The organism is Variovorax cryoconiti (genome assembly GCF_051216395.1).
Taxonomy (GTDB): domain Bacteria; phylum Pseudomonadota; class Gammaproteobacteria; order Burkholderiales; family Burkholderiaceae_C; genus Variovorax.
On sequence record NZ_JBPJZI010000005.1, the window covers coordinates 132,108 to 149,327 of the forward strand.

At 68.5% G+C, this 17,220-nt stretch carries 14 protein-coding genes; 8 read left to right on the plus strand and 6 right to left on the minus strand.

Features of this window, described 5'->3' with window-relative positions; all coding sequences use genetic code 11:
* Nucleotides 1-34: 34 nt before the first annotated feature.
* On the minus strand, nt 35-1,693 hold the full coding sequence (locus ACSFA2_RS14495) for a glucan biosynthesis protein G (RefSeq protein WP_435456013.1): 1,659 nt from the start codon (nt 1,691-1,693) through the stop codon (nt 35-37).
* Nucleotides 1,694-1,926: 233 nt separating this feature from the next.
* Here ACSFA2_RS14495 and bglX point away from each other — a divergent pair, with 233 nt between their 5' ends.
* From bglX to ACSFA2_RS14510, 3 genes are all read left to right on the plus strand, one after another.
* Nucleotides 1,927-4,212 carry a beta-glucosidase BglX gene (gene bglX / locus ACSFA2_RS14500; RefSeq protein WP_435456252.1) on the plus strand — a complete coding sequence of 762 codons (2,286 nt, stop codon included), beginning with the start codon at nt 1,927-1,929 and terminating at the stop codon, nt 4,210-4,212.
* A 37-nt stretch (nt 4,213-4,249) separates the two neighbouring features.
* The gene (locus tag ACSFA2_RS14505; protein WP_435456253.1) at nt 4,250-5,629 is read left to right on the plus strand and encodes a CoA transferase; all 1,380 of its coding nucleotides are present in this window, start codon (nt 4,250-4,252) and stop codon (nt 5,627-5,629) included.
* A 62-nt stretch (nt 5,630-5,691) separates the two neighbouring features.
* Nucleotides 5,692-6,105: a surface-adhesin E family protein gene (locus ACSFA2_RS14510; protein WP_435456014.1), complete on the plus strand. Its 414-nt coding sequence runs from the start codon at nt 5,692-5,694 to the stop codon at nt 6,103-6,105.
* Nucleotides 6,106-6,112: 7 nt separating this feature from the next.
* Here ACSFA2_RS14510 and ACSFA2_RS14515 read toward each other — a convergent pair whose 3' ends face one another.
* The 4 genes from ACSFA2_RS14515 to ACSFA2_RS14530 form a co-directional block, all read right to left on the minus strand.
* On the minus strand, nt 6,113-6,757 hold the full coding sequence (locus ACSFA2_RS14515) for a hypothetical protein (protein WP_435456015.1): 645 nt from the start codon (nt 6,755-6,757) through the stop codon (nt 6,113-6,115).
* Nucleotides 6,757-7,446 (minus strand): C39 family peptidase, encoded by a 690-nt coding sequence (locus ACSFA2_RS14520; protein WP_435456016.1) that lies wholly within the window; start codon nt 7,444-7,446, stop codon nt 6,757-6,759. The genes ACSFA2_RS14515 and ACSFA2_RS14520 overlap by 1 nt, the downstream gene beginning before the upstream one ends.
* A gap of 12 nt (nt 7,447-7,458) precedes the next feature.
* Entirely contained in the window at nt 7,459-7,833 is a 375-nt protein-coding gene (locus ACSFA2_RS14525; RefSeq protein ID WP_435456017.1) for a hypothetical protein, read from the minus strand.
* 83 nt (nt 7,834-7,916) lie between these two features.
* Nucleotides 7,917-9,191: a hypothetical protein gene (locus tag ACSFA2_RS14530; protein ID WP_435456018.1), complete on the minus strand. Its 1,275-nt coding sequence runs from the start codon at nt 9,189-9,191 to the stop codon at nt 7,917-7,919.
* Nucleotides 9,192-9,656: 465 nt separating this feature from the next.
* Here ACSFA2_RS14530 and ACSFA2_RS14535 point away from each other — a divergent pair, with 465 nt between their 5' ends.
* Nucleotides 9,657-10,973, plus strand: coding sequence for a coiled-coil domain-containing protein (locus ACSFA2_RS14535; protein ID WP_435456019.1), 1,317 nt, complete (start codon nt 9,657-9,659; stop codon nt 10,971-10,973).
* Nucleotides 10,974-10,981: 8 nt separating this feature from the next.
* Entirely contained in the window at nt 10,982-12,328 is a 1,347-nt protein-coding gene (locus tag ACSFA2_RS14540; RefSeq protein WP_435456020.1) for a sigma-54 dependent transcriptional regulator, read from the plus strand.
* Nucleotides 12,329-12,362: 34 nt separating this feature from the next.
* Here the strand turns inward: ACSFA2_RS14540 and ACSFA2_RS14545 are convergent, their stop codons facing one another.
* Nucleotides 12,363-13,256, minus strand: a complete 894-nt coding sequence (locus ACSFA2_RS14545; RefSeq protein WP_435456021.1) for a LysR family transcriptional regulator — start codon at nt 13,254-13,256, stop codon at nt 12,363-12,365.
* Between the two features lie 115 nt (nt 13,257-13,371).
* Between ACSFA2_RS14545 and ACSFA2_RS14550 the strand changes: the two genes are divergently transcribed.
* Genes ACSFA2_RS14550 through ACSFA2_RS14560 form a run of 3 tightly spaced genes read left to right on the plus strand, consistent with a single transcriptional unit; the run spans nt 13,372 to nt 17,205 of the window.
* Nucleotides 13,372-14,895 carry a CoA-acylating methylmalonate-semialdehyde dehydrogenase gene (locus tag ACSFA2_RS14550; RefSeq protein WP_435456022.1) on the plus strand — a complete coding sequence of 508 codons (1,524 nt, stop codon included), beginning with the start codon at nt 13,372-13,374 and terminating at the stop codon, nt 14,893-14,895.
* 10 nt (nt 14,896-14,905) lie between these two features.
* Complete coding sequence (locus tag ACSFA2_RS14555; RefSeq protein WP_435456023.1) at nt 14,906-16,060, plus strand: acyl-CoA dehydrogenase family protein; 1,155 nt, start codon at nt 14,906-14,908, stop codon at nt 16,058-16,060.
* 29 nt (nt 16,061-16,089) lie between these two features.
* Complete coding sequence (locus ACSFA2_RS14560; RefSeq protein ID WP_435456024.1) at nt 16,090-17,205, plus strand: enoyl-CoA hydratase/isomerase family protein; 1,116 nt, start codon at nt 16,090-16,092, stop codon at nt 17,203-17,205.
* Nucleotides 17,206-17,220: the final 15 nt, after the last annotated feature.

The window sequence follows — 17,220 nt, forward strand, 5'->3', positions numbered from 1 at the left end:
GCCAATGCCGGCGCAGCGCGAGGCCCGGTGCGGATCAGCGCGCCGGGGGGACGACCGGTGCAGCGGCCGGGGTGTTGGACGGCGTGGCAAGCGGCGCCGTTGCCGCAGGCGCGGCGGCCGGCGGCGGGTTCGGCGGCAGCTGGTAGCTCCAGGTTTCGCTCAGCGCCTTGTCACCCTGCACCAGGGCTGCGCGCATCTCCACCGGCAGCGCGGGGTTCTTCACCTTCACGCGCAGTTGCACGCGCACGCCCTTGATGGCCGGGTTGCGCTGCACCGAATTCTCCAGCAGCTCGGCGTTGTCGCCCACGCTCACCAGCGCGCTCACCGCTGCACCCGGCGGCAGCTTGGCCAGCACCGGACCTTCGAAGTCGATCAGGAAGGCGCTGCTGCCGTCGAGTGCGCGGATCAGGTTGGCCTGCAACTGCTCGCCGTCGGTGTGGAAGGTCTGGCGCACCCAGGCGTTGTCCTGGCCGTGCAGCGCCGGTTCGTCGGTGGTCCAGTGCATGCGGTAGGCGAACTGCAGCATCTGGCCGCGCTGCGTCGGCGCTTCGGGCGTCCAGTAGGCGACGATGTTGTCGTTGGTCTCGTCGGGCGTCGGGATCTCCATCAGCGTGACCTTGCCCTTGCCCCAGTTGCCCTGCGGCTCGATCCACGCGCTCGGCCGCAGGTCGTAGCGGTCGCGCAGGTCTTCGAAACGCGAGAACTCGCGCCCGCGTTGCAGCAGGCCGAAGCCCTTGGGGTTGTCGACGCTGAAGGTGCTGATCGCCAGGTTCTTCGGGTTGTTCAGCGGGCGCCACAGCCATTCGTTGGCGCCGGTGTGGATGGCCAGGCCGTTCGAATCGTGGATGGCCGGGCGGAAGCTGCGCTTGAGGTCCGACTGCTGGTTCGGACCATAGAGGAACATGCTGGTCAGCGGTGCGACGCCCAGCGACTGGATGTCGCCGCGCACGAACACGTTGGCCTGCACGTCGACCACCGCGTCCTTGCCGCCGGGCTGCAGGATGAACTGGTAGGCGCCCGTGGCGCGTGGCGAGTCGAGCAGGGCGTAGATGACCAGCTGCTTGTCGGTGCCCGAGGGGCGCTGTACCCAGAACTCGCGGAAGTTCGGGAACTCCTCGCCGCCGGGCGGCGCGGTGTCGATCGCCAGCCCGCGGCTCGACAGCCCGTAGACCTGGCCCTTGCCGATGACGCGAAAGTAGCTCGCGCCCAGGAAGCTCATGATCTCGTCGTCCTTGCCCGCCTGGTTGATCGGGTACATCACCCGAAAGCCGGCGTAGCCGAGCGTGCTGGTCGCACCCTTGTCGAAGCTGAGGTTGCCGAAGTCGAAGCGCTCGGGGTCGTATCGGATCTCCTGCACCGCATCGCCGTTGATCTCGTTGATGCGCACCGGCGCGTTGAACTGCATGCCCTGGTGATAGAAGTTCAACCGGAACGGCGTGGGCTGGTCGCGCCACTCGAAGCGGTCGGTGCGCGGCTGCATCTTCTGGTAGTCGGCGAACTGCATGCTGCTGAACACCGGCGGCAGGTTGCTCACCGGCGCCACGTAGGGCTTTTCCATCAGCGCGCGCGCGCGCGCCGTCACGTCGTCGAGCGAGAAGGCATGCGCCTGCGCGGCGCACAACAGCGACGCGAGGACGCTGGTGCAGAGCAGGGCGATCGATGGGTTCTTCTTGTGGCGTGCGGTAGATGTCATGCGATGGCGTCCTGGTGGGACTGAAGGCAAGGGTCAGAAGGGGGCCAGGCAGCCGCGATGGCGGCTGTGGGTCAGCACTCTGTCAGAGCAGAAGCAATATCTCTGCCGGGCCCTGTCGCGTCACGTGGGAACGACGGCTCGTCAACATGGTCTTAGCTTAGCATCGCCGAATGTGAGGCCTTGTCGGCAAAGACCGGCTTCGCACCATCCTCCGAGAAAGAGACTGAATGAAGATGTCGTATCTGCTGGCCCTCGCGGCCGGCCTGGCCAGCCCGCTGGCCTTCGCCCAGCACGATCCCTCGGCGCTGGCCAACAAGGGCACGTTCATCGCCGACATCGTCGGGAAGATGACCCTCGACGAGAAGATCGGCCAGCTGCGCCTCATCAGCATCGGCCCCGAGATGCCCATTGCACAACTGGCCGACGAGATCACCGCGGGCCGCGTGGGCGGCACCTTCAATTCGGTGAACCGGCCGCACAACCGCCTGCTGCAGGACGCCGCCATGAAGGGCCGGCTGAAGATCCCGATGTTCTTCGCCTACGACGTGATCCACGGCCACCGCACCACCTTCCCGATCGGCCTCGGTCTGGCATCGAGCTGGGACATGGACGCGGTCAAGCTCATGGCCAGCACCGCCGCGAAGGAAGCCGCGGGCGACTCGGTCGACATGACCTTCGCGCCGATGGTCGACATCGCGCGCGACCCGCGCTGGGGCCGCACGTCCGAAGGCTTCGGCGAAGACCCGTACCTGGTGTCCGAGATCGCCAAGGCCACGGTCACGGGCTTCCAGGGCACGCTGCCGGTGCCGGCCGACCGCATCATGGCCAGCGTCAAGCACTTCGCGCTGTACGGCGCGGTCGAGGGCGGGCGCGACTACAACACGGTCGACATGAGCCCGATGCGCATGTACAACGAGTACCTGCCGCCGTACCGCGCCGCCATCGATGCCGGCGCCGGCGGGGTGATGGTCGCGCTCAACTCGATCAACGGCGTGCCGGCCACGTCGAACACCTGGCTCATGCAGGACCTGCTGCGCAAGGACTGGGGCTTCAAGGGCGTGAGCGTGAGCGACCACGGCGCCATCGTCGAGCTCATGCGCCACGGCGTGGCCAAGGACGAGCGCGAAGCCGCCAAGCTCGCCATCAAGAACGGCATCGACCTCAGCATGGCCGACTCGGTCTACCTGAAGGAGCTGCCGGCGCTGGTGAAGTCGGGCGACGTGGCGATGAGGGAGATCGACAACGCGGTGCGCGAGGTGCTCGGCGCCAAGTACGACATGGGCCTGTTCCACAACCCCTACCTGCGCATCGGCGTGGCCAAGGACGACCCGGCGGACCTCGATGCCGAGAGCCGTTTGCATCGCGCCGCCGCGCGTGACGTCGCGCGCAAGTCGATGGTGCTGCTCGAGAACCGCAACCGCACGTTGCCGCTCGCGAAGTCGAAGACCATCGCGCTGGTCGGCCCGCTGGCCGATGCGCCCATCGACATGCTGGGCAGCTGGTCGGCCGCCGGCAATTCGAAGAACGCGGTCACGCTGCACACCGGCCTCAACGCGGCCGTCGGCACGCAGGGCCGCGTGCTCTATGCGCGCGGTGCCAACATCACCAACGACGAAGGCATCGTCAAGTACCTCAACTTCCTCAACTGGGACACGCCCGAGGTCACGCAGGACAAGCGCACGCCCGCCGCGATGATCGAAGAAGCCGTGGCCGCGGCGCGCCAGTCGGACGTGATCGTCGCCGCCGTGGGCGAGGCGCGTGGCATGTCGCACGAATCGTCGAGCCGCACCAGCCTCGACCTGCCGCAGAGCCAGCGCGATCTGATCACCGCGCTCAAGGCCACCGGCAAGCCGCTGGTGCTGGTGCTGATGAACGGCCGCCCGCTCGCCTTGCAGCGCGAGCAGCAGGAAGCCGACGCGATCCTCGAGACCTGGTACACCGGCATGGAAGGCGGCCACGCCATCGCCGACGTGCTGTTCGGCGACTACAACCCGTCGGGCAAGCTGCCGCTCTCGTTCCCGCGCTCGGTCGGACAGATCCCGACCTACTACAACCACGCGCGCTTGGGCCGGCCCTTCACCGAAGGCAAGCCGGGCAACTACACCTCGCAGTACTTCGAGGAGGTCACCGGGCCGCTGTACCCCTTCGGTTACGGCCTGAGCTACACCGACTTCGCGCTGTCCGATGTGGTGCTGTCGGGCGCGACGATGGCGCGTGGCGGCAAGGTCGAGGCGGCGGTCACCGTGAAGAACATGGGCCAGCGCGCCGGCGAGACGGTGGTGCAGCTCTACATCCAGGACGTGGCCGCCTCGGTGGTGCGGCCGGTCAAGGAGCTCAAGGACTTCCGCAAGGTGGCGCTGCAGCCGGGCGAGGAGAAGGTGGTGCGCTTCACCATCGACGAGTCGAAGCTGAAGTTCTTCAACGCGCAGCTGCAGCATGTGGCCGAGGCAGGTGCCTTCAACGTGCAGATCGGGCTGGACTCGCAGGCCGTGAAGCAGAAGAGTTTCGAGCTGCAGTAGGCAAGAGGGTTTGCAAGTGATCTCCGATACCGATGCGATGACCCTTCTTCGGTCACTCTGGCAGCAGGCCAGCCTGCCCGAAGAGGCGCTTGCCTTCGCGCAGCTGGCGGGCGCCGACCCGGTGCTGCCGTCGTCCTTCGCCGTCGGCGCGGCGGCGCAGACCAGCATCGCGGCAGCGGCGCTGGCCGCCTGTGAGCTGGGCCATGCGCGCGGCACGCCGCGGCAGGCGGTGGCGGTCGACATGCGGCATGCCGCGCTGGAATGCACCGGCTGGTTCAGCCTCGACGGCCGGGTGCCCGATCTGTGGGATGCCTTCTCCGGCCTGTACCGCTGCGCCGACGGCCATGTGCGCATCCACGCCAACTTCCGCCATCACCGGGACGGCGCCTTGCGTCTGCTCGGCCTCGACCCCGAGGGGGCGCAGCGCAGCGATGCCGAGCAGGCACTGCTGGCCTGGCGCGCGCTGGACTTCGAGCAGGCCGCGGCCGAGCGCGGGCTGGTGGTGACGGCGCTGCGCCGCTTCGACGATTGGGACGCGACGCCGCAAGGCCGCGCGGTGGCCGCACAGCCGCTCTTCACCCTCGAGCGCATCGGCGATGCTGCGCCGCGCGCGCTGCCGCCGCTGGGCGACGACCAGCCGCCGCTTGCCGGCCTGCGGGTGCTCGACCTCACGCGCATCCTCGCCGGCCCCGTCGGCGGGCGGGCACTTGCGGCCTACGGCGCCGATGTGCTGCTGGTCAACTCGCCCGCGCTGCCCAACATCGAGGCCATCGCCGACACCAGCCGCGGCAAGCTGTCGGCGCATGTCGACCTGCGCAGCGATGACGGCCAGGCCTCGTTGCAGCGCCTGCTTGCCGACGCGCATGTCTTCGTACAGGGCTACCGGCCCGGTGGCCTGGCGGACCTGGGCTTCGGGCCCGAGGTGCTGGCCCGCTTGCGGCCGGGCATCGTCTGCGTGTCATTGAGCGCGTACGGCACGCAGGGCCCGTGGGCATCGCGGCGCGGTTTCGATTCGCTGGTGCAAACGGCCATGGGCTTCAACCACGCCGAGGGCGAAGCGAAAGGCGACGGCCAGCCGCGCCCGATGCCCATGCAGATCCTCGACGAGGCCACGGGCTACCTGATCGCCTTCGGGGTCGCCGCCGCGTTGTGGCGCCAGCAGCGCGAGGGCGGCAGCTGGCACGTGCAGGTGTCGCTGGCGCAGACCGGCCAGTGGCTGCGCAGCCTGGGCCGTGTGCCGGGCGGGCTCGACCTGCCCAAGCCCGGCATCGCCGATCTCGCGCCGTACATCGAGAGCACCGCCTCCGGCTTCGGCGAACTGCAGGCGCTGCGCCACAGCGCACAGCTCGGTCGCACGCCGGCCGTCTGGCGCCGGCCGTCGATGCCGCCTGGCACGCATCCTGCGCAGTGGCCATGAAGGGACCGCGGACCCAGGGGGATGGCACTGTCGAGCCATCCGCGCAGCGCAAAGGAGCAGATGTGAAGACGTGGTGGATCGGGGCCGTGGTGTTGGCCGGTGCGACCTGGGCTCAGGCGCAGAGCAACTGGTTCACCGTGGCCGGCAATCCCAATGACCCGACGGTCGACACCGTGCAGGTCGATCCCGTGTCCATCGTTCGGGAGCGCGAGGCGCGGGTCATGCAGCTGCGCGTGAGCCGCTCGACCCAGCGCCGCAATTGGGAAGGCGTGGCCTACCGCTCGTATGCATCGGAGGTGGTGTTCGACTGCCAAGCACGCCGCGCCCACTACCGGCAGGCCAGCTTCTATGGCGAGCCGCTGTGGCAGGGTGAGGCCCACACGCGGACCGACTACACGAACGCCCCCAAGCCCATGCTGTTCAAGGACATGGCGCCCAACCCGACCCAGCGCATCGTCCGGGCCGCTTGCGGTTAGCCTTCGATCAGCGCCCAGGCACCGCGCGCGTGAGCGCATCGCGCAGCGCCGCGGCCGTGTTGGCGCCCCGGGCCAGACTCAGGGCGTTCGTGGTGGCGTCGATCACGGTGCGGGTCTGGATCGACTGGTTGTTCAGCGTGTTCTGAACGACGGTCGCCGGCGAGCTGAACGTGGTGGTCGCGCTGCCTGCGGTGGCTGGACTCCCCGACGTGCCGGCATTGCCTGACGCGGCCGAACCGCCCGTGCCGCCCGAACTGCTGGCGACGCTCGTGCCGCCGTCTGCCGTCGGCGTCGTCGGTGTCATCGGCGCCGTGTTGCCGCTGCCCACCTGCACGACGCTGGTGCTGCCCAGGTAGCGCTCGAAGGCGGCGATCTGTGCGGCCGTGATGCGGCCGAGGTCGGGCAACTGGAAAGAGGTGCTGCTGAGCACCACGCCATTCACCGTGACCACGCGGCTGATGCCGAAGGACACCATCACGCCGCCGCCCAGGTCGAAGCCACCGCGCATCGCCGCCAGCGTGTCGTCGCCGACGGTCATCCAGGTGGTGTTGCGCGCGCCCGGGCGGGCACCGGCGTCGGCCGCGGCGCTGGCGGTCGCGCCGAGGGAGAGGCTGATGAAGAGGCCGAGGGTGGCGAGCCGATGGCGGGTCATCAGAATTGCCCCGGGCCGTTGCGTGGCAAGCCATTCGCAAAGGCGTCGCGGATCAGGCCGCTGGCCAGCGGTGCCGAGGGCGCAGCGCGCCAGTCGGCCGCCTGGTTGAAGCGCGCCAGGTCCATGCGGTTGTGCACGACGAAGAGCAGCTTCTGCTGCCACTGCGCCTCGAAGGTGGCGCGCGGCACGGCACGCGTGCCGCTGGCCGGGTCGCCGATCAGCACCCGGTCGCGGTCGAGCCCCTTCACCACGACGAAGTGGTGGTAGCCGTTCTCGGTGATCAGCGCAATGGCGGGCAGGCCTTCCTCGCGGAGTTTGTCCAGCGGTTGGCGAAAGCCATCGGCTTCGAAGCCGCGCGTCTGCAGGAAGCGCTTCATGTCGAGCAGCGAGAAGCCCTCGCGGCGAATCTTGGCCTGGTCGCCGTGGGCGTACATGTGCTCGAACACCTCGCGCTCAGTGGTCGGGCGGCCGTACTGGTGGGTCAGCAGGGTGGCGATGGCGGCCGAGCCGCAGCTGAAGTCGTACTGCTGGATCAGGGTGCCGGCCTGCTTGATCTGCTGCAGGGTGCGCACCGGCACGGCATAGCTGCCGCCGGCGATTTCGGTCATCTGCGGCACGCGCTGCTGCGCGTGCGCCACGCTGGCGGCGCAGAGCAGGGCGGCGGGCCAGAGGAGGAGATGGCGTGGCATGGCGTGCCTCTCTCATTCCATCTTCACGTTCACGATGACGGCGTTCTGAATCAGCACGTTGGCGCCCGAGTTCTGGACCACCAGCGGCAGGCCGCTCATGCCGGAAAAGGCGCCGCCGGCGATCGTGTTGGCGCCGGTCGCGACCTGGTTGGCCACGTTGCCGGCGGTGATGCCGTCGAGCCGCATGTCGTTGTGCGTGACCTCGCGGCCACCCCGCAGGGTCGAGAGCGTGTCGGGGTCCACCGGCTGGACGAAGGCGCTGGGCGACGGCGCATGGGATGCGGGTTCGATCGGGCCGGGCTGGGCCGCAAGGTGGAAAGGCAGCAACAAGGGCACCGCCGCCATCACCAGGTGGCCCAGGCGGCGTCGCAAAGGCAGGTTTCGCATGATCGCTCCTCGAAAAAGGAAAGACGCCACCGCACCGCGGCGCATGCCCCAAGCACGCGCCGCGGACGGCGGGTTGCCGTGCCTCAGCGCACGCTGAGGTTGGCCTGGACGTTCACGCTCTGCTGCACCAGGCTGCCGATGCCGCTCTGCTGGTTGGCGATCATGATGCCGGCTGCCGACTGGCCGACCGAGGTCATGGTGTTCGACATGTTGAAGGTGCCGGCGGTCACGCTGTTGACCCCGCCTGCACCGCCACTGCCGCCTTCACCCACGCCACCGGTGCCGCCTGCTGCGGTGTTGGTGCCACCGCTGCCTGCGCCACCTGCACCGCCGGTGCCGCTGCCGCCCGCACCGCCATTGCCGGCACTGTTGTTGCCGTTGCTGGCGCTGCCGTTGGTCGCGCTGCCATTGCTGGCCTCGCCGCCGTTGCCGCCCAAGCCGGTGCCGCCCGTGCGTGCGCCGGTGTTGCTGCTGGTGGCTGTGCCGCCCATGCCGCCGGCGCCGCCTGCCGCGCCGCTGCCCGTGCCGGTGCCGGTGCCGGAACCGCCAGCGCCGGCCGTGCCGGTGTTGCCGCTGGTGCCGCCGTCGGAGCCGCCGAGCAAGCCGCCGCCGCCGTTGGCGCTGCCGCTGCCGCCACTCACGCCGCCGTTGCCGCCGCTGCCGCTGCCGCTGCCGCTGCCATAGCCGCCGGAGCCGCCGTTGTCACCATTGGCACGCGCCTGTCCACCGGAATTGGCGCCCGAGGCACTGCCGCCGGCGCCGTAGGCGCCGTTGCCTGCACTGGCGCTGCCGTTGGTCGCGCTGCCGTGGCTGATGGCCCCGTTCGACGCACTGCCGCCGGTGGCCCCTACCGCGCCGGTGCCCACGGCGCCGTTGCCGCCCTGGCCGCTGCCGGACGACGAGCCGCCGTTGCCCCTGCCGCCATAGCCACCGTTGCCGGTACCGCCAGCCGCCGAGCCGGTGTTGTAGGCGTAATTGCCGATCCCGCTCACGTTGTTGCCGGTGACCACGCCGCTCAGGCTGCTGCTGGCGGTTGCCGTCGTCTGGTTGAAGGCGTTGGAGAAGGTGCCGGTCGAACCGTTGTTGATGGCCACCGAACGCGCTGCGCTGGCCCGGGCTGCGCCCGAGTCGCGGAACATGCTCTGGTCGCGACTGTCACTGGAGTTGGTGCTCGAGTCGGTGTTGGTCGTGGTCGTCGTTCGGGTTCGTGTGCTGTTGTCACTCAGGCTCAACTGCAGCGCGAGCGCGTCATCCGAGGCGCTCGCGCCACCGCCCGACTGGGTGGTGATCTGGGCCACTGCGGAGCCGGCCATGCCCAGCGCGAGCGCGATCGACGAAGCGAGAAGTGTCTTTTTCATGAGGTCTCCTGATGGTTGAGTTGAATTTCTCTGCCAATGGTTGTGCTTGCGCCCAACAAATGCCGAACTGCAAATTCAGTGCCAGCCGACACGCGCATTGAATTGGCCCTGTGAACGCCAACATGTCGGCGCCATTGACACGTTTGCGCTCATCTTTTTTTGGCGCCGACTGTCACATCGGTGTGACATCAAAAACCAGAACAGGGGAAAAAAGTGTTTGCGGACAAGGCCCTGGATGGGAGGGCAGCGAGAAATGGTGTCGCAGGCGCGTGGCGGCCAATCGATCTATGCGCAATGGCGGGGCGAAATATATAAGCCTGCGTTCTGAAGATTGGTGCAATTTTTCCGTCAAGGAATAATGAACATGCGCTTACGAATATTTCCAATTGCAAACCATGGAAGCAAATACGAAAAAGTTAGTATCCGCCGCGGACCAAAAGAAGTACGAGAGACAAGAGGGTTGGTATGAATAACTCGAAGGCTTTTTTGCGCGCGGCGGTTTGCGTCGGCGCGGCGAGCATCGGCGGCCTCACCGATGCGCAGACCACCACGACGCCGCGTCCCCCGGCTCGACGGCCGCCGCCATCGCCCGTGACCGAGCTCCAGCGGCAGGTGGCGGAGCAGGGTCGCGAGATCGAGGCGCTGCGCAAGTCGATCGCCGAGCAGGCCGCGCGCCAGCAGGAACTCCAGCAGTCCCTGGCCGAGCGCCAGAACCAGGCCCGCGAGTCGGAGCGCGCGGCGGTCGCGCCGCCCCCTGTCGAGCCGCAGCCGGTGGCGATGGCACCGCGTGCGGTGCAGGTCGGGCAGGCGCCGAGCCAGGACGCCCGCACCCTCAACGTGGCGCCGCTGTTCGAGCAGCCGGGAATCCTGACCCCCAAGGGCACGATCATCCTGGAGCCGTCCTTCCAGTACGCCTATTCGTCGAGCAACCAGGTGGCCCTGGTCGGCTACACCATCATCCCGTCGTTGCTGATCGGGCTGGTCGACGTGCGGCAGGTCAAGCAGAACACCTTCACCACCGCGCTGACCGGGCGCTTCGGCATCAGCAACCGGTTCGAGATCGAGGCCAAGGTGCCCTATGTGTACCGTTCCAACTCCACGGTCAGCCGCGAGATCTTCACCGGCTCGGCGATCGACAACGTGTTCAACACCAGCGGACGCGATCTGGGCGACGTCGAGATCACCGGGCGCTACCAGCTGAACGAGGGCAGCGCCTCGACGCCTTACATGATCGGCACCCTGCGCTTCAAGTCGCGCACGGGCAAGGATCCGTTCGAGGTCGTGACCGATTGCGTGACGCGCTGCATCGGCAACACCACCGGCACCGGGCTGCCGCTGGACCTGCCCACCGGCTCGGGCTTCTACACCTTGCAGCCCGGGCTGACCTGGCTGTTCCCGTCGGACCCGGTCGTGTTCTTCGGCAGTTTCAGCTACGCCTACAACTTCAAGCGCAACAACGTGAGCCGGACGGTGCGCGACGGCGGCAGCGAATTCCTCGGCGACTTCCGTGCCGGCGACGTGCTGGGCATGAACTTCGGCATGGGCCTGGCGCTGAATGACAAGTCGGCCTTCAGCATCGGGGTCGACCTGAACTCGGTGGGCCGCGTCAAACTGAACGGCGCCCCGGTACCGGGGTCGGTCCGCACCCAGCTCGCCACGCTGATGCTCGGCTACTCGTACCGCTACAGCCCCAAGACCAGCGTGAACATCTCCGTGGGCGCAGGCCTGACGCGGGACACCCCGGACCTCACCCTCACGGCGCGCATTCCCTTCACTTTCTAGGCAGGGACATGCTGGCGCGACGACTCCTCTGCGCGGCGCCGCATACGCGGCCGGCCGGGCTCGAGCGCCATCTGCGCGCCGAAGGGTGGGAGCTGGTCTGGGTCACCGATCTGTCGGCGGTGCAGCGGCTGCGCCAACGCATGGCGATCTCTTGCTGCCTGGTGTTGCTCGATCAGGTCGACATGGCGATCACGGCGGCACTCGACGCCGTCGTGCGGCCGACGGATGGGGTCGAATGGGTCGTTCTGTGCCCGGCGCGCGCGATGGAGTTGCCCGCCTTCCGGGAACTGGTGGCCGACGCCTTCTTCGACTACCACACGGAGCCTGTCGACCCGAGCTGCCTGCTGCAGATCCTGGCGCATGCGCACCGCCGCGCCAGCCTGCGAGCGACCTGCCGCGAAGCCACACCGACCGAGGGGGCCGACAGCCTCGGCATGGTCGGCCAGAGCGCCGCCATGGCGCGGTTGCGCACGCAGATCCGCAAGGTCGCGATCACCGAGGCGCCCGTGCTGATCGGTGGCGAAAGCGGCAGCGGCAAGGAACTCGCGGCGCAGGCCATTCACCGCGGTTCGGCGCGGGCTGACGCGCCCTTCGTCCCGGTGAACTGCGGCGCCATCGTGCCGGCGCTGGCGCAATCCGAACTGTTCGGCCACGAGCGCGGCTCCTTCACCGGCGCGCTGGCCGACCGGCGCGGGCTGATCGCCTCGGCCCAGGGCGGGACGCTCTTCCTCGACGAGATCGGCGACCTGTCGCTCGACCTGCAGACCAACCTGCTGCGCTTTTTGCAGGAGAAGACCATCCAGCGCGTCGGTGGCGCGCGCAGCCTGCCGGTGGACGTGCGCGTGGTGGCCGCGTCGCACATCGACCTGGCCGAGGCGGTGGCCTGCGGCAAGTTCCGCGAAGACCTCTACTACCGGCTGCACGTGCTGTCGATCACGGTGCCGCCGCTGCGCGAGCGCAAGGAGGACGTGCCGATGCTGGCGCAGCACTTCTACCGCCGCTGCAGTGCGGACCTCCGCACCACCAAGGTCGAAGGCTTCGGCCGTCAGGCGGTGGCCGCCATGCTGGCGCACGACTGGCCGGGCAACGTGCGCGAGCTCTTCAACCGCGTGCAACGCGCGGTGGTCATGACCGACAGCCGGCTCATTGCGCCCGACGACCTGGAGCTGGCCGGCGACGAGCACGAGCATGGCGTCTGCCTCGACGCGGCGCGCACCCTGGCCGAAAGGGATGCCATCCGCTTCACCCTCGATCGGACCGGCCGCAACGTCACGCATGCGGCACGCGAGCTGGGTGTCTCACGGATGACGCTGTACCGCCTGATGGAGAAGCACCGGATCGCTTCGCCGGGCTGATCGGCGGGTTGATCGCCGGGTCGACGGCGGCGCGTCAGGCCGGCCCTTGCAGCACGCTGCGCTGGGCTTCGACGGTCTCCCGCACGAAGCCCCACACCGCCTGCATGCGGCCCAGGTGCTTGGTCTCGGCCGGCATCGACATCCAGAAGGTGCGGGTGAAGTGCGCCTGCTCCGGCAGCACCGCCGTCAGCGATGCGTCGCGCTCGGCGATGAAGGCCGGCAGCACCGCGATGCCGGCGCCCGCCGCCACCGCCGCATGCTGCGCCAGGATGCTGGTGCTGCGCAGCGCGAAGGTGTCGGGCTTGTGCAGTTCGTCCAGGTACTGCAGCTCCTTGCTGAAGAGCAGGTCATCGACATAGCTGATGAAGGTGTGGCCGCGCAGGTCGTCGCGCGTCCGGATGGCGCCGTGCTTGGCGAGGTAGGCCGTCGACGCGTACAGCCGGAGGGTGTAGTCGGTGAGCTTGGTCACCACCACCGGGCCGCGCGCGGGCCGCTCCAGCGAGATCACGATGTCGGCTTCACGCCGCGACAGGTGCACCAGCCGCGGCATGGCGAGCAGGTCGATCACGAGCTTGGGGTGCCGGCCGGCGAAGAGCGCGAGCTGCGGTGCAAGCACCACGGTGCCGAAGCCCTCGGTCGCGCCGATGCGCACGACACCCGACAGGCCTTCGTGCGAGGCGGGTGCCGCGCTTTCGACACTGCGGAACGCGTTCTCCATCGCCTCGACCTGCGGCTGCAGGCGCCGGCCGGCCTCGGTCAGCCGATGGCCGCCGGCCTCGCGCGAAAACAGGGGCGAGCCGACCTGCTTCTCCAGCGCCTGGATGCGCCGCGCCACCGTGGTGTGGTCGACCACCAGTCGGCGGGCCGCACTCTGCAGCGTGCCGGAGCGTGCGAGCTCGAGGAAGAAGCGCAGGTTGTCCCAGTCCATGCGTTGCGATTATGCAGATCGCGGGTGCGTATTTGTCTATTGCTATGGCAAAACTGCAAAGCTAGCATCGTCCGTTCGCCGCCATCCGGCCCCAGATCTACAAGGAGACAAATCCATGGATGCCAAAGTCAAGCCGACCGCGCAGGTCGCCACCGTCAAGCTGCTCATCGGCGGCCAATTCGTCGAGTCCAAGACCACCGAGTGGCGCGATGTCGTCAACCCGGCCACGCAGGAAGTGCTGGCCCGCGTGCCGTTCGCGACGCCTGCGGAAGTCGATGCCGCCGTCGCGTCCGCGAAGGACGCCTTCAAGACCTGGAAGAAGACCCCCATCGGCGCCCGCGCCCGCATCTTCCTGAAGTACCAGCAACTCATCCGCGAGAACATGGGCGAGTTGGCGGCCATCCTCACGGCCGAGCAGGGCAAGACGCTGCCGGACGCCGAGGGCGATGTGTTCCGCGGCCTCGAGGTGGTCGAGCACGCGTCGGCCATCGGCAATCTGCAACTGGGCGAGATGGCCAACAACGTGGCCAACGGCGTCGACACGTACACGCTGCTGCAGCCGCTGGGCGTGTGCGCCGGCATCACGCCCTTCAACTTCCCCGCGATGATCCCGCTGTGGATGTTCCCGATGGCCATCGTCACCGGCAACACCTTCGTGCTGAAGCCGTCGGAGCAGGACCCGATGGTGACGATGCGGCTGTGCGAGCTGGCGCTGCAGGCCGGCATCCCGGCCGGCGTGCTCAACGTGATCCACGGCGGCGAGGCGGTGGTCAACGCCATCTGCGATCACAAGGACATCAAGGCGATCAGCTTCGTCGGCTCGACCAAGGTCGGCACGCATGTCTACAACCGCGCCATCCCCACCGGCAAGCGCGTGCAATGCATGATGGGTGCGAAGAACCACGCCATCGTCATGCCCGACGCGAACAAGGAGCAGACGCTCAACGCACTGGCCGGTGCCGGCTTCGGCGCGGCGGGCCAGCGCTGCATGGCGGTGTCGGTCGCGGTGCTGGTGGGCGATGCGCAGAAGTGGGTGCCCGACCTGGTCGCCAAGGCCAAGACGCTGAAGATCGGCGCGGGCACGGAGAAGGGCGTCGATGTGGGCCCGCTTGTTTCCTGCGCGGCGCACGAGCGGGTCAACGGCCTGATCGAACGCGGCATCGCCGACGGCGCCACGCTGGCGCTCGACGGACGCAAGCCGAATGTGCCCGGCTACGAGAAGGGCAACTTCGTCGGCCCGACGGTCTTCGCCGACGTGAAGCCCGGCATGGTGATCTACGAGCAGGAAATCTTCGGCCCGGTGCTGTGCCTGGCGAATGCCGCGACCATCGACGAAGCCATCGAACTGATCAACGCCAACCCGAACGGCAACGGCACCGCCATCTTCACGCAGTCGGGTGCGGCGGCGCGCAAGTTCCAGGAAGAGATCGACGTGGGCCAGGTCGGCATCAACGTGCCGATCCCGGTGCCGGTGCCGATGTTCTCCTTCACCGGTTCGCGCGCGTCGAAGCTCGGCGACCTGGGGCCGTACGGCAAGCAGGTCATCATGTTCTACACGCAGACCAAGACGGTGACGTCGCGCTGGTTCGACGACAGCACGGTGTCGCAAGGCGTCAACACGACCATCAGCCTCAAGTAACCTCGGCTGCATGGACTTCGAACTTTCCGAAGAGCAGCGCGCCTTTGCCGAGACCGCTCGCGAATTCGCCGCCAGCGAATTCGCGCCGCATGCCGCGCGCTGGGACGCCGAATCCTTCTTCCCGAAGGAAGCGATCGCCAACGCCGGCGAGCTTGGCTTCTGCGGCCTCTACGCGCCCGAGCGCATCGGCGGCCTGGCGCTGCCGCGGCTCGACGCCACGCTGGTGTTCGAGGAGATGGCCGCGGTCGATCCGTCGACCACCGCCTTCATCACCATCCACAACATGGCGACCTGGATGCTCGGCACCTGGGGCACCGAGGCCGTGTGCAAGACCTGGGGCGAGGACCTGACGAGCGGTCGCAAGCTGGCGTCGTACTGCCTGACCGAACCCGGCGCCGGATCGGACGCGGGCTCGCTCAAGACGCGGGCCGAGTTGCAAGGCGGCGACTACGTCATCAACGGTGGCAAGGCCTTCATCAGCGGCGCCGGCGCGACCGACGTGCTGGTGCTGATGGCGCGCACCGGTGGTGGCGGCGCGGGCGGCATCTCGGCCTTCGCGCTGCCCTCTGATGCGCCAGGCATCAGCTACGGCAAGAAGGAGCACAAGATGGGCTGGAACAGCCAGCCCACGCGCACCATCGCCTTCGACAACGTGCGCGTGCCGGCGGACCACCTGCTGGGCGCCGAAGGCGAGGGCTTCCGCATTGCGATGAAGGGACTCGACGGCGGGCGCATCAACATCGCGACCTGCTCGGTCGGCGCGGCGCAGGGCGCGCTGAACGCGGCGCGCAGCTACCTGCACGACCGCCAGCAGTTCGGCAAGCCGCTCGCGAGCTTCCAGGCGCTGCAGTTCAAGCTGGCTGACATGGCGACCGAACTGGTCGCGGCGCGGCAGATGGTGCGCATGGCCGCGAGCAAGCTCGATGCGGCGCACCCCGATGCATCCACCTACTGCGCGATGGCCAAGCGCTTCGCGACCGATGCCGGCTTCACGATCTGCAACGACGCGCTGCAGCTGCACGGCGGCTACGGCTACCTGGCCGAGTTCCCGCTGGAGCGGCTGGTGCGCGACACGCGGGTGCACCAGATCCTCGAAGGCACCAACGAAATCATGCGGGTCATCGTCGCGCGAAAATTGCTCGAAGGCGACAGCGACATCCGCTGAGCTCAACCACTCCATTACCCCGTTGCCCCATGACCGAACCCGTCGTCCTCTTCAAGGAAATCCCCACCGCCAACGGCCAGCGCTTCGGCGTGGCCACGCTCAACGCGCCGGCGTCGCTCAACGCTCTGTCGGTCGACATGGTGCGCCTGCTCACGCCGCAACTGCGTGACTGGGCCGCGGACCCCGACGTGGTCGGCGTGCTGATGGACGCGGCCGGCGAGAAGGCCTTCTGCGCCGGCGGCGACCTGCGCCAGCTCTACCAGACGCTGCGTGACTGCGGCCCCGCGCGCAACGAATACGCCGAGCGCTTCTTCGGCGAGGAATACGAGCTCGATTACCTGATCCACACCTTCCCCAAACCCTTCGTCTGCTGGGGCCACGGCATCGTGATGGGCGGCGGCGTCGGCCTGATGGCCGGTTGCTCGCACCGCGTGGTGACCGAAGGCAGCCGCGTCGCGATGCCCGAGGTCAACATCGGTCTCTACCCCGACGTCGGCGGCAGCTGGTTCCTGCGCCGCACGCCGGGCCGCACGGGGTTGTTCCTGGCCTTCACCGCCGCGCAGATCAATGCGGCTGATGCGATCTTCGCGGGCCTGGCCGACGTGCTGGTGCCGCACGCGGCCAAGGCGCAGGTGCTGGAGGCGATCACGACCGCCGGTTGGAAGGGCGCCCCCGACGCCGACCGCGCGCTCATGTCCAGGCTGCTGGCGCAGGCGGGCGAGGGCGCGGCCATGCCGGCATCGAAGCTGCGCGAGCACTTCGACCTCATCAACGCCACGCTGGCCGGCGACGACCTGCTGGCCATCGACCAGCGCCTGCGCGCCCTGCAGAGCGACGACCCGTGGCTGCAGACGGCCGTCAAGACCTATGCGAAGGGCGCACCGAGTTCGGTGGCGCTGTCGTGGGCACTGTGGCAGCGCGTGCCGCGCATGTCGCTGGCCGAGGTGTTCCGCCTCGAGTACTGGGCCTCGCTGGGCTTTTGCGCGCACGCCGACTTCGCCGAAGGCATCCGCGCGGTGCTGGTCGACAAGGACCGCAACCCGACATGGAACCCGGCGACGCTGGCCGAGATCACGCCGGCCTTCGTCGACGACCACCTGCGTGCGCGCGGCGAGATGGCGCCGGAGCTCGTGACACTGGTCTGAGCGCTTCCCTGAAAA

Coding starts and splice junctions, on each gene's coding strand:
- ACSFA2_RS14540 (WP_435456020.1), top strand. CDS start 10,982: ATGCTGGCGCGACGACTCCTCTGCGCGGCGCCGCATACGCGGCCGGCC.
- ACSFA2_RS14515 (WP_435456015.1), bottom strand. CDS start 6,757: ATGACCCGCCATCGGCTCGCCACCCTCGGCCTCTTCATCAGCCTCTCC.
- ACSFA2_RS14520 (WP_435456016.1), bottom strand. CDS start 7,446: ATGCCACGCCATCTCCTCCTCTGGCCCGCCGCCCTGCTCTGCGCCGCC.
- bglX (WP_435456252.1), top strand. CDS start 1,927: ATGTCGTATCTGCTGGCCCTCGCGGCCGGCCTGGCCAGCCCGCTGGCC.
- ACSFA2_RS14505 (WP_435456253.1), top strand. CDS start 4,250: ATGACCCTTCTTCGGTCACTCTGGCAGCAGGCCAGCCTGCCCGAAGAG.
- ACSFA2_RS14530 (WP_435456018.1), bottom strand. CDS start 9,191: ATGAAAAAGACACTTCTCGCTTCGTCGATCGCGCTCGCGCTGGGCATG.
- ACSFA2_RS14555 (WP_435456023.1), top strand. CDS start 14,906: ATGGACTTCGAACTTTCCGAAGAGCAGCGCGCCTTTGCCGAGACCGCT.
- ACSFA2_RS14545 (WP_435456021.1), bottom strand. CDS start 13,256: ATGGACTGGGACAACCTGCGCTTCTTCCTCGAGCTCGCACGCTCCGGC.
- ACSFA2_RS14495 (WP_435456013.1), bottom strand. CDS start 1,693: ATGACATCTACCGCACGCCACAAGAAGAACCCATCGATCGCCCTGCTC.
- ACSFA2_RS14550 (WP_435456022.1), top strand. CDS start 13,372: ATGGATGCCAAAGTCAAGCCGACCGCGCAGGTCGCCACCGTCAAGCTG.
- ACSFA2_RS14525 (WP_435456017.1), bottom strand. CDS start 7,833: ATGCGAAACCTGCCTTTGCGACGCCGCCTGGGCCACCTGGTGATGGCG.
- ACSFA2_RS14535 (WP_435456019.1), top strand. CDS start 9,657: ATGAATAACTCGAAGGCTTTTTTGCGCGCGGCGGTTTGCGTCGGCGCG.
- ACSFA2_RS14560 (WP_435456024.1), top strand. CDS start 16,090: ATGACCGAACCCGTCGTCCTCTTCAAGGAAATCCCCACCGCCAACGGC.